The organism is Flavobacterium sp. MR2016-29 (assembly GCF_015350695.1).
Lineage (GTDB): Bacteria > Bacteroidota > Bacteroidia > Flavobacteriales > Flavobacteriaceae > Flavobacterium.
The window spans coordinates 490,805-503,894 of the sequence record NZ_JADKPU010000001.1 but is presented as its reverse complement, the minus strand read 5'-3'; the positions used below and the strand labels follow the sequence as shown (position 1 = coordinate 503,894).

Below are 13,090 nucleotides of genomic sequence, written 5' to 3'. Positions count from 1 at the left end.
TATACTTATGAAAAGTTTCCTTATACCAACCACATTAAAAGACGATACAATTTCTGCCGTAAAATCGGCTGTTAACCAATCGAAAGATTCAGATTGCGAAATCATTTTAATGATAAGCGCTGAAACTCCAGATTCGTATTCGTCATCTTATTTTTTGCGCGAAATGAAAACGGGACTTACTGCAAGTCAAGAAGAAATTTTAGAAACGTGCAGATATATTGTTGATCGTATTCCGAATTGCAAATTAAAAGTTCATAATCAATACGGACTTTCATCGCCAATTTTTAAACGTATTATCGAGCATTTCTCTGTAAAATTAGTTATTCTGACTAATTCTTATAAACAAGAAACAAAACGAATTCATCAATATTTAATTCAGTTAGCCGGAAATCAAAAATGCCCGATTTTGCATTTAGGATCAGAAGAATCGAAAGATGGATTTAATAAAGCACTTTATATTGAAAACGCCAATGCAAATATGCATGTTAAAGATGTGCAGCAGTTTGTAACTGAAAATTTCTCTTTTGAAATTGTAAGCCAAACATCAAATTTTGATGATAATTACGAAAATTTTGCGCCTTATTTATCTGAAGCAATTTCGAAATACGACATCGATTTGTTAGTTGAAACTCGTAAAGGAGAAAAGATAAAATTCAATAAAACTAAAAAAGAAAATATAAACGAAAGACTCGGACTTCCGGTTCTTTCACTTTATGAGGAATTGGCTTAATCCAAATTTCTTCAAAAAACGCAAGTTTAATTTAAAACCGAAAATATGTTATTAAAGAAAAGAATTCCAATGAAGTACGTTCTCGGGAAAATTAAAGTAGAATTAGGTCTGGTAATGACTTATACAATTTTGTTTGAAATTTTTCATCACTATTTTATTAATATTTCAGTTGATATTCCGATAGCAATTCCAACAATGGTTGGTACCATTATTTCGCTGTTATTGGCTTTTAAATCGAATCAGGCTTATGACAGATGGTGGGAAGCCAGAATTATTTGGGGATCAATCGTAAATGAGTCGAGAACTTTGGTAAGACAAATGCTGACTTTTTATAAAGACCCTGAATTTTCTGTAGAAGCAAATGAATTCAAAGAGAATTTTACAAAACGACAAATTGCATGGTGTTACAGTTTAGGGCAGGCTTTACGAAATAAAGATGCCATAAAACCAATCAAAGAATTTATAAGTGAAGAAGAATTAAACTTTGTAAAAAATCATCAGAATGTCCCGAATGCGATCTTATTGCTTCATTCTAGAGATTTGAGAATTGCCAGAAAAGACAAACGTTTAAATACTTATCAGCAAGTAGAAATAGATAAAACCATAACACGATTATGTGACGCAATGGGGAAATGTGAGCGTATTAAAAATACCATTTTTCCAACAACTTACAGCATGTATATCAGAATGACATTGTGTTTGTTTATTCTTTTATTGCCTTTCGGATTAATCAGTTTGTTGAGCTGGTTTGCAATTCCGTTGATTACAATTATTGGAGGAACATTTTTCTTAATTGAAAAAATGGCAATCCATTTACAAGATCCTTTCGAGAACAGACCAACAGACACGCCTGTTACTGCAATTTCGAATACAATCGAAAAGAACTTAATGCAAATGCTTAATGAATATCAAAGTGAATTCGATATTATTAAGGAATTTGACCTTAAACCTGAAACCAAAAAAGCGCCAGCAGACGCCTACTTTGTTTTATAATTAAATGTTGGAATTAGATTAGTTGGAAACCAGACAGCAATTATGTTGTCTGGTTTTTTAGTTTTACGAATCGAGCAGTTTTCCGAGAGTTTGTATCGATTGACGCAATTCATTTGTCCAAGGCAAACCAAAACTCAATCGCATGCAATTCGAAAATTGATTTTGCAGAGAGAAAATTCTTCCCGGCGCAATGCTGATTTTTTGTTTCATGGCCAAATGATAAAAAGCTCCGGTATCTACATTTTTATCTAATTCAACCCAAAGAAAAAAACCGCCTTGAGGCTGACTCACCTTAGTTCCCGCCGGAAAAGATTCTAAAACGGTATTAATGTAATTGTTGCAGTTGTGATTTAAAATCTGGCGAATTTTGCGAAGATGATTTTCATATCTTCCGTTTTTAAGAAAATCGCCCACAACTTCATGCGTAATAGTAGGCGAGGAGAGCGTGTGATAAATTTTATTTCGCAGAATATCTTTTTTGAATTTACCTGGAGAAACCCAGCCCACGCGATAACCCGGTGCCAATGTTTTAGAAACAGAACTGCAGCAAAGTACAATACCGCTTTCATCAAAAGTTTTACAATTAGATGGTCGGCTAGAGCCAAAATACAAATCGCCGTGAATATCATCTTCGATTAGCGGAATATTGTAAAATTCCATCAATCGAACTACTTCTTTTTTATGTTCTGTTGGCATCATGCTTCCAGACGGATTGCTGAAGTTGCTCATCAATAAACAGAGCTTAACTTTTTTAGAAGAAAGCGCTTTTTTTAACGCATCTAATTCAATTCCAGTTGTCATATTTGTCGGCAATTCCATAATATATAAACCCAAAGATTTAGCCAATTGCAAAATGCCAAAATAAGCAGGACTCTCTGTAATAATAGTATCTCCAGGTTTGGTCAGTGTCATTAAGCAATGTGATATAGCGCTTGTACAGCCTGGCATTGTAATAATGTCTTCCTCGGTCAGTGAGCCTCCCCACGTAAAAGACCATCTTGCAATTTCTCTTCTTAAATTCTGATTTCCTTGTACTTGCTCGTAACTCGTACCGCTGTTTGTAAGCTGACGCATGGCCTGAACCATTCCTTTGTTTAATTTAGCAATTGGCAGCAATTCATTTGATGGAAAACCTAAAGAAAGCATCGTAATATTTTTATCTGTCATATTGCCGTAAACCTGATCAATTAAGTCTTGTCTGTCGATGTTTTGAACGCTTAAAATAGGTTTGCTTGCCGAAGGTTCAGTAATAATTCTAGCCGAAGTATTGCTCACATAATAGCCAGATTGTGGTCTTGATTCTATCAATGATCGGCTTTCAATTTCATAATAGGCTTTGCTTACTGTACTCATACTATAGCCCGTTTCAGCGCAGACTTCACGTATAGAAGGCAGTTTGTCGCCAACATTTAGTACACCTGATTTTATTTGTTTTTCGATGCGATCTGCAAATTGCAAATACAAGTAATTTGAATTTTTCATAAAAAAAAACTGTTATGGTGCAATTTACAAAAACTGTATCTGTATTGCTGTTTTATTTTTGTGAAATTTGCTTTATCAGAAATAATCAAAATAACTCCTGTGAAAACAACAAAATACTACATAGCAGCAATTACCGCATACACCATTTGGGGATTTTTCAGTTTGGTTTTAAGACCTATTCACGAATATGCATCGCTGGATATTTTGTTCTTCCGAGTATTTAGTTGCAGTATTTTAATGCTTTTGATTTGTTTTTTATTTAAAAGAAAAACGCTTCAGGATACTATTTCCATCTTCAAATCTTTATCAGCTTCTGAAAAGAAAAAGGCAATTTTGCTAAACATAGGCGGAAGCGTTTTTTTAATGTCTAATTGGTTCACTTTTATATATGTTATGAATCATGTCAGCGTAAAAGCGACTTCTTTGGCGTATTTGGTCTGCCCAATTTTAACCACTTTGCTGGCTTATTTTATTTTGCATGAAAAATTAAGCAAAACACAATGGATTTCTGTCGGATTGAGTATTTCGGGCTGTTTATTGCTGTCATATGCTGATATTATGGATATGTTTTTCAGCATCATTATCGGATTTACTTACGCTTGTTATTTGGTTAGTCAGCGTGTGAACAAAGGTTTTGATAAATTCATTGTGCTTACATTTCATATTACTTTAGCGGCTTTGGTATTACTGCCATTCTATCCAGCATACAGCGGACCGGTTCCGACTGAATTCAAGTTCTATTTTTGTATCGAAACAATAGCGATTTTGTTTACAATATTTCCTTTATTCCTAAATTTATATGCGCTTTCTGGAATTAATTCATCAACTGTAGGAATGCTGCTAAACATCAACCCAATGATCGCTTTTGGATTAGCAAATTTTGTTTACCACGAAAAAATATCAGCTTTGCAGATAAGTGCTTACGGTATCATTTTTATAGCTGTTTTGGTTTTTAACTCGCATCATCTTTTTGCTTTAAAACAAAAATATATCCTGTCGTCTAAAGATTCGGTTTAAAATGTAATTTGCATACTTTTTATTGGTTTAAAAATAAAATTACAAGAATCTTAACAGGGTTTTAAAACAGGAATGAGTATTTTTCATTTCTGTTTTTTTTATGCAGTAAAGTGTGGTAAAAATAATGTAACAGATTACTAATTTTAAAGTTTTTTTTGGTTTAATTACCTCAAAAATTTTTTTAATATATGAAATCAGTCGCAACAAAAACCTATTACAAAACCGATTCGAAAATTTTATGAAAAATACAAAACTCCAAGCCTTTCTTCCTTTATTCTATTTAGTATGGTCTGACGATCTTTTAACTCAAAAAGAATTTGCTACAATTCAAGAATTTATAAATGCTTTAACTTGGCTTTCGCCAGAAGAAAAACAACAGCTTCTTTCTAAAGTTGACATTTCAAATCCGCCTTCGCGAAATGAACTCGCACAATGGAAACTCGATATTGAGTCGCACATCGAAGACAAATCTTCTATAAAATCTATTTTTGATATTGCAGTTGCATTGTCAGATAAAGATTTAGATATAAATGCTTTAAAATCTGATTTTACAAAACTAGAGAACGATTTGGGATTTTTAGGAGAAGAAGCAATTCAGAACTTTAAGACTAAAGCAGCTTCTTTCACTGCAAGTTCCCAAACCAACAGCAATTTTGATATTCAAAAAATAACATCACTTTTGGATGGTGAGCAAGCTTCAATAATTAAAAAAGTAAAATCAGTTATTTCGAGACCTGAATTTGCTTACGAAACTTCGACAGATGTAAATGTTTACCGCCAAACCGTTTACGATTGGTGTAAAATATTGGCAGAAGAAAATCTTGGAAATATGGCATATCCAAAGCGATATGGCGGAGGAGAAAACATAGCCGATTATTTTGCTATTATGGAAACCTTGAGTTATCACGATTTAAGTTTAGTGATAAAATTTGGCGTTCAGTTTGGATTATGGGGAATGAGTGTTCAATCGCTTGGAACCGAAAAACATTATGCAAAATATTTAAAAGATATTGGATCTCTAAAAATTCCAGGCTGTTTTGCTATGACTGAAACGCATCATGGCTCAAACGTAAAAGGTCTTGAAACAACAGCTACTTACAATCATAAGGATCAAACATTTACGATTCATACGCCACACAAAAAAGCACAAAAAGAATATATTGGCAACGCTGCAGTTCACGGACAAATGGCTACTGTTTTTGCTAAACTTATAATTGATAATCACGATTACGGCGTAAATGCTTTTGTGGTTCCTTTGCGCGATACAAGTGGAAATACTTTGAAGGGAGTTACAATTGGTGATTGCGGTCATAAAATGGGACTAAATGGCGTTGATAACGGAACAATTAGTTTTGATCAGGTTGTAATTCCGAAAGAAAATATGCTGGACAGATTTGCTTCTGTAAATGATAAAGGAGAATTTGAAAGTCCAATCCCGAGTGATAACCGTCGCTTTTTTACGATGCTGGGAACTTTGGTTGGAGGAAGAATTGGTATTCCGCGTTCGGCTTTGGCAGCAGCTAAATCTGGTTTAACAATCGCAATTCGTTATAGCGATCAAAGACGACAATTTGGGCCAGAAGGCGGATCAGAAGTTCCGATTTTAAATTACAGAATGCACCAGCGCCGTCTATTGCCACATTTAGCGAAAACATATGCAGTACATTTTGCTTTGCAATACCTTACAAAACGATTCTTGAATAAAACCGAAGCAGAAATGCAGGAAATCGAAGCGTTAGCAGCCGGAATGAAATCATATTCGACTTGGAGTACACGAGATATTTTGCAAGAATGCCGTGAAGCATGCGGTGGTAAAGGGTATTTATCTGAAAATAGAATCGACGCGCTAAAAAATGATACCGAAATTTATACCACTTTTGAAGGTGACAACACAGTTTTGATGCAATTAGTAGCTAAAAATCGCCTATCAGAATTCAGAAAATCTTTTGGCGAAATGGGATCGCTTGGAATCATAAATTATGTTTATGAAAATGCAAAAACAGCCATAGCAGAGAAAAATCCGATTGCTACCAGAAGAACAGATGATGAACATTTGCTTGATAGCGAATTTCATTTGCAGGCTTTTATACATAGAGAAAAAACAATATTGGCATCAGCAGCCAGACGTATCAAAAAATTAGTTGATGGAGGCTTAGAACCTTATGATGCTTTTAATGTTGTACAGCATCAAATGATTGATGTGGCGCAGGCATATTTGGAAAGAATTGTTTTAGAGCAATTTCAAGAAGTCATGAAAACCGTTGAAGATGAAAAATCAAAAGAAATCTTGATCAAATTATATCAATTATATGCACTTTCGCAGATAGAAAAAAATAAAGCCTGGTATCTTGAAGACGGTTATATGGAGGCTGTAAAAACAAAAGCAGTTCGTAAAATAGTTAACCAATTGTGTTGGGACATTCGTCCAGATGCAGTTGCATTAGTAAATGCTTTTGATATTCCGGAAAGTTGTTTAGCAGCGCCAATTGCGGTAAATATTTAAACTTTAAAAATTTAGAAATCTACTAATTCCAAGTTATTCTTCAAATTGAAGAACCAACTTGGAATTATTTTTTTTATCCCTCTGTATTTTTGAAATAAATAATTTTATGTCACTGCTATAAGTAGACATGTTTTGAAATAGAGTTTAAACTGTTTTAGATGAAAATATCATCTTATAAATAATTCCTTTTTATGTAATCACTTTACTATATTTGTAAGTCTCATTTATTACCCATCAGCTTGAAAAAATATTTTCTGTTTCTAACAATTATTTTGTTTTGCTTTCCTGTTTATGCATTGGATAGTACAGATACTATTTTATCAAAATTGAATGATGCCTTGAGAAATAAGGAGCGGTATGTGCAGCTAAAAGAAGAGCGCATTTTAAACTTCAAGAAAATCAAATCTGATGATTTGACGAAAGAGCAGGAGTACAATTATAATAAAACGTTATATACAGAATATCAAAAGTTTAATTCTGATTCGGCTATTTTTTACGTAAAAAAGAATTTGAAACTTTCGGGTGAACTTCAAAATAAAGATTTAAAAGACCAAGCCGAACTTCAATTGGCAACACTTTATTCTTCTTCAGGAAAATACAGAGAATCTGAAGCTCTTTTAAAAGGAATTAATAAAAAAGAATTGTCAAAAACATTGCTTCCTCAATACTACGAAGCTTACAGAGAATTTTATGAGCATTATGTGGCAAATAGTTATGATGAAATTTACATTCAGCAAATCAGGAGATACAGAGATTCTTTATTAGAAATATTAGATCCGAAAACGCTCAAGTATAAAATTAATCTGATTCAAAGACATATTTCGTATAAAAGGTTTGGCATTGCTCAAAAAAAATTGATGCAGTTGTTACAAACAGCAGATCAGGATAACACGCAATATGCCATGATTGGCTATTTGTTAGGAAGTATTTATGAAACAAAGCATCAATCAGAATTAAGAAAAAAATACTACGCACTTTCGGCTGTTTCAGATATTAAACATGCCATCAAAGACAATGCTTCATTGCAGGAATTGGCTTTGGCATATTTTGAAACGGGCGATGTAGATATGGCCTACAAATTGACACAATCTGCAATTGCTGATGCTCTTTTTTGTAATGTTCAGTTTCGTACACTTCAAATGTCCGAAGTTTATTCGATTATAAACACTGCTTATTTAGAAAGAGAAGCAAAACGAAAAATGCAGCTGCAATTGTATTTGCTTTTCATCAGTATTCTTTCCGTATTCTTGATTGTAGCCGTGATTTATGTGTACAAGCAAATGAAAAAAGTCTCAAAAATTCGTGGAGAACTTTTTATTACAAGTCAAAAATTAGCTGAATTAAACCAAGATATTACTGAAACAAATAATCAGTTGCAGGAACGTAATGCCCAGCTTTCAGAATCGAATCATATTAAGGAAGAATATATTGCGCACTTTTTCAATTTATGTTCTACCTACATTAATAAGCTGGAGAATTACCGCATTATTTTAAATAAAAAAGCAACAGCCAAACAATTTGATGAAATTTATAAAATTCTAAAATCTACAACCTTAGTTGATAACGAATTAGAAGAATTGTACAAGAACTTCGATATTATTTTCTTGAATCTGTATCCAACATTTGTAAAAGATTTTAACGCGCTGCTTATAAATGAAGAACAAATTGTTTTGAAACAAGGAGAACTGCTCAATACCGAGCTTCGCATCTTCGCTTTAATCCGACTCGGAATTACAGATAGTGTAAAAATTGCAGCCTTTCTTCGCTACTCTTTAAGCACGATTTATAATTATCGTACCAGAGCAAGAAATAAAGCAGCTGTTTCGAGAAATGATTTTGAAGAAATGGTCATGAGAATAGGCTTAATTTCCTTGAAAGTCTAATTATTTATTTTAAAAGTACTACTTTTTTTGCTGTTTATTTTTTATTAATTAATTGATATTCAGTAAATTGATTTTTTATTTTACTACTTTTTTTGGTTTAAAATTCCAACACGAACTATAACGTTTTAGCTTTACAATATTATTATAAGGTACTTTTGACTTCAAGTACTTTCATTATAAATAAATGCTTTAATAAATTAATAGTTATGTTTAAAAACGTTAAAACAATTGTTGTTTTACTTTTGTTGAGCTCGTTCGGTGTAAATGCACAGAATAAAGTTCCGGTTTATCTTGATGATAAAAAGCCAATTAATGAACGTGTAGAAGATGCACTTTCTAAGATGACCACAGCTGAGAAAATTGCCATTATTCATGCGCAGTCTAAATTTAGTTCGCCAGGTGTACAGCGTTTAGGAATTCCAGAAAACTGGATGACCGATGGACCACACGGAATTCGTACTGAGGTTAAATGGGACGAATGGGATCAGGCTGGCTGGACAAACGATTCTTGTATTGCATTTCCGGCTCTTACAGCACTTGCTGCAACTTGGAACAAAGACTTAGCTTCCTTATATGGAAAATCAATTGGAGAAGAAGCACGTTACCGTAACAAAAATGTATTATTAGGACCAGGAGTAAATATTTACAGAACGCCATTAAACGGTCGTAATTTCGAATATATGGGAGAAGATCCGTTCTTGACTTCAAAAATGGTGGTTCCTTATATTAAAGGAGTACAATCAAATGGAGTTGCTGCATGCGTAAAACATTTTGCATTAAACAATCAAGAAACAAACCGTAATACGGTAAACGTAATTGTCGACGATCGTGCATTATACGAAATCTATCTTCCAGCTTTTAAAGCAGCTGTTCAAGAAGGAGACGCCTGGGCAATCATGGGATCTTATAATAAATTTAAAGGACAGCAATGCTGCCACAATGAGTTTTTGCTGAATGATATTCTTCGCGGAGAATGGGGTTTTAAAGGAGTTGTAATCTCAGATTGGGGTGGAGTTCATGATACAAAACAAGCTATTCATAATGGTTTAGATATGGAATTTGGTTCCTGGACTAACGGACTTTCTTGGGGAACAAGTAATGCATATGACAACTATTATCTGGCAAAACCATATTCTGAAATGATCAGAAAAGGAGAAATAGGAACTAAAGAATTAGATGAAAAAGTACGTCGAATTCTGCGTTTGTCTTTTCTAACAACGATGAATAAAAATCGCCCTTTTGGATCTTTCGGAACTAAAGAACATGCTGATGCTGGTTTAAAAATTGCTGAAGAAGGAATTGTATTGCTTCAAAACAACAATAATATTTTACCAATTAATCTTTCTAAAACTAAGAAAATTGCGGTTATTGGCGAGAATGCCATTAAAATGATGACTGTTGGTGGAGGAAGTTCTTCATTGAAAGCAAGATATGAAATTACACCGCTTGAAGGTCTGAAAAAGAGAATCGGAAATCAGGCTGAAATCGTTTATGCTCGAGGTTATGTTGGAGATCCGACAAGCAATTATAATGGTGTTATTGCAAAAGTAAGTTTAGAAGAAAAACGTACACAAGCTGAATTAACAGCAGAAGCTTTGAAAGCAGCTAAAGATGCTGATATTGTTTTGTTTATTGGAGGTTTAAACAAAAGTGAAAACCAAGATGATGAAGGACATGATCGTAAAGAATTAGGACTTCCGTACAATCAAGATAAATTAATTACAGATTTAGTTAAGGTAAATAAAAATGTTGTTTTTGTAAATATTTCAGGAAATGCTGTGGCAATGCCGTGGGTGAAAGAAGTTCCAGGAATTGTTCAAGGCTGGTTTTTAGGTACTGAAGCTGGAAATGCTTTGGCCGCTGTTTTGGTTGGAGATGTAAATCCGTCTGGAAAATTAACGTTTACTTTTCCTGTAAAATTGTCTGATAACGGAGCGCATGCTTTAGGAGAGTTTCCTGGTGGAGAAGAAGTTACATATAAAGAAAGTATTTTTGTAGGATACCGTTGGGCAGACAAACAAAAAGCAAAACCATTATTTTCTTTCGGACACGGTTTAAGCTACACTACTTTCGAATACGGAAAAGTTACGGCAGATAAAAAACAAATGGCTGCTGGAGATCAAATTACATTTTCTGTAAAAGTAAAAAACACAGGAAACCGTGAAGGTTCAGAAGTTGTACAGCTTTATATCAGTGATTTAAAATCTTCTTTGGTTCGTCCGATTAAAGAATTAAAAGGATTTGATAAAATTTCGCTTCAAGCGGGAGAAGAAAAAACAGTGACATTTACAATTGATAAAACGGCATTGAGTTTCTTCGATGATAAAAAACACGACTGGGTTGCTGAACCGGGAGTTTTTGAAGCTATTATTGGAGCATCATCAACAGATATAAAATCTAAAGTGAATTTTTCACTTCAATAATTTCATTATTTTCTAAATTGGTTGGTTGTAAAGCCGCAATTGTAAAAAGTTGCGGCTTTGCTTTTGTCTTAAAAAGTTAGATGTAAAAATGATAAATGTGAAACGTTAGAAGTTTTGCTTTTTTTTAAAATAAATAATCAAATTATAAATGAAACGAATATTATTATTAACGATTGGTTTTGTATTGTTTCAGAACCTTTCAGCGCAGACTTTAAATAAAATGCAATGGTTTAATGAACCTGAAAAATGGGAAATTAAAAACAATGCTTTGATGATGAATGTAACGGCAAGCAGCGATTATTGGCGAATTTCACATTACGGATTTACTGTGGATGATGCGCCTTTTTATTACGCAACTTACGGAGGAGAGTTTGAAGCGAAGGTTAAAATAACAGGAAATTACATTGCCCGTTTTGACCAAATGGGATTAATGATCCGAGTTGATGAAAAAAACTACATCAAAACTGGAGTTGAATTTGTTGATGGTAAATTCAATATCAGTACCGTTGTTACGCACGATAAAAGCGATTGGAGCGTAACAACTCTAGAAAAAGCACCTCCATTTGTATGGATAAAAGTTGTCAGAAGATTAGATGCTGTTGAAGTTTTCTTTTCATACGATGATAAAAATTACATCTTGACGAGAAATGCGCCATTGCAAGATAATACGCCAGTAATGGTTGGTCTAATGGCAGCTTCGCCAGACGGAAAAGGATTTGAGGCTAAGTTCGAAAATTTTACAGTAAAACATTTGCCAGATCAGAGGAGATTGGAATGGCTGAAGAATCACCAGTAATAATTGTTAATTGTAAATTATCAATTATTAATTGCAAACGTACCATTAACAATTAATAATTAACCATTTTATGAATTCTATTTCTACAGATATAAAACCTAAAAAACATTACGAAATCCTAGACGGATTGCGTGGAGTTGCTGCTATTTTAGTTGTTGCTTTTCATATTTTTGAAGCTTTTGCAGGCGGAAACCGTTTTGTACAAATCATTAATCACGGTTATTTGGCTGTTGATTTCTTTTTTCTTTTATCTGGATTTGTTGTCGCCTACGCTTATGATGATCGCTGGGGTAGAATGACGCAATGGGAATTCTACAAGCGACGTTTAATTCGATTACAGCCTATGGTCATTATGGGAATGATAATTGGCGCCATATTCTACTATTTTCAGGCCTCAGATATTTTATTTCCGCAGATTGCCGGAATGCCCATTTGGAAACTGATTCTAACCATGATTGTTGGTTTTACTTTGCTTCCTATTCCTCCCTCGATGGAAATTAGAGGCTGGGGCGAAATGCATCCGCTTGACGGACCGGCTTGGTCACTTTTCTTCGAATATATTGCCAATATTTTATATGCTTTGTTCTTTCGTAAATTCTCAAATAAAGTGTTGGGAATTTTTATATTGTTATTTGCTGGGTTACTCATTAATTATACTGTCTTTGGACCCAAAGGTGATGTAATTGGTGGCTGGTCTTTAAATTTTGAGCAGATGAATGTTGGCTTTACTCGATTACTGTATCCGTTTTTTGCGGGAATTTTGCTTTCTCGTTTAGGAAAATTAATTCACATAAAAGGTGCTTTCTGGATTTGCAGTTTGCTTATTGCTGCAGTGCTTATTATACCAAGAATTGGAGACGAAAACAGTTTATGGATGAACGGCTTATACGAATCAATTTGTATTATTTTAGTTTTCCCTTTAATTGTTTCTATAGGAGCAGGAGGAGCAATTAATAATCCGTTTTCGATTAAAATCTGCAAAGTGTTGGGCGATATTTCGTACCCAATTTACATTACACATTATCCCTTAATTTACTGGTTTACTGCTTGGGTCGTTGACAATAAAATTACCTTAAATGAAGGTTGTCTTGTGGGAGTCGGAGTTTTAATTTCAAGCATTGTAATCGCTTATTTATGTTTAAAATTATACGATGAACCAGTTAGAAACTGGCTTCAAAGTAAATTTCAAAAAAGTAATAGAGGTTCATAGATTCAAAGGAGCAAAGCAAAATCTTCGATTTCATCCCGAAGCCTCGTCGGATT

Annotated in this window: 9 protein-coding genes; 8 read left to right on the top strand and 1 reads right to left on the bottom strand. The window is 33.8% G+C overall.

Annotation, left to right across the window (positions count from 1 at the left end; translation table 11 throughout):
* The first annotated feature begins 7 nt into the window (after positions 1–7).
* Entirely contained in the window at positions 8–730 is a 723-nt protein-coding gene (locus tag IR010_RS02315) for a hypothetical protein (RefSeq protein WP_194601239.1), read from the top strand.
* 45 nt (positions 731–775) lie between these two features.
* Positions 776–1,723: a bestrophin family protein gene (locus IR010_RS02310; RefSeq protein ID WP_029269710.1), complete on the top strand. Its 948-nt coding sequence runs from the start codon at positions 776–778 to the stop codon at positions 1,721–1,723.
* Between the two features lie 63 nt (positions 1,724–1,786).
* Here IR010_RS02310 and IR010_RS02305 read toward each other — a convergent pair whose 3' ends face one another.
* Positions 1,787–3,205, bottom strand: a complete 1,419-nt coding sequence (locus tag IR010_RS02305; protein WP_194601237.1) for a PLP-dependent aminotransferase family protein — start codon at positions 3,203–3,205, stop codon at positions 1,787–1,789.
* A 99-nt stretch (positions 3,206–3,304) separates the two neighbouring features.
* Between IR010_RS02305 and IR010_RS02300 the strand changes: the two genes are divergently transcribed.
* From IR010_RS02300 to IR010_RS02275, 6 genes are all read left to right on the top strand, one after another.
* Entirely contained in the window at positions 3,305–4,222 is a 918-nt protein-coding gene (locus tag IR010_RS02300; RefSeq protein WP_194601235.1) for an EamA family transporter, read from the top strand.
* Between the two features lie 238 nt (positions 4,223–4,460).
* Complete coding sequence (locus tag IR010_RS02295; RefSeq protein ID WP_194566536.1) at positions 4,461–6,725, top strand: acyl-CoA dehydrogenase; 2,265 nt, start codon at positions 4,461–4,463, stop codon at positions 6,723–6,725.
* Between the two features lie 239 nt (positions 6,726–6,964).
* On the top strand, positions 6,965–8,608 hold the full coding sequence (locus IR010_RS02290; RefSeq protein WP_228515068.1) for a DUF6377 domain-containing protein: 1,644 nt from the start codon (positions 6,965–6,967) through the stop codon (positions 8,606–8,608).
* Positions 8,609–8,814: 206 nt separating this feature from the next.
* Positions 8,815–11,031, top strand: coding sequence for a glycoside hydrolase family 3 C-terminal domain-containing protein (locus IR010_RS02285; RefSeq protein WP_194601233.1), 2,217 nt, complete (start codon positions 8,815–8,817; stop codon positions 11,029–11,031).
* A gap of 148 nt (positions 11,032–11,179) precedes the next feature.
* Complete coding sequence (locus IR010_RS02280) at positions 11,180–11,827, top strand: DUF1349 domain-containing protein (protein ID WP_194601231.1); 648 nt, start codon at positions 11,180–11,182, stop codon at positions 11,825–11,827.
* A gap of 70 nt (positions 11,828–11,897) precedes the next feature.
* Positions 11,898–13,037: an acyltransferase family protein gene (locus tag IR010_RS02275; RefSeq protein WP_194601229.1), complete on the top strand. Its 1,140-nt coding sequence runs from the start codon at positions 11,898–11,900 to the stop codon at positions 13,035–13,037.
* The last annotated feature ends 53 nt before the right edge of the window (positions 13,038–13,090 follow it).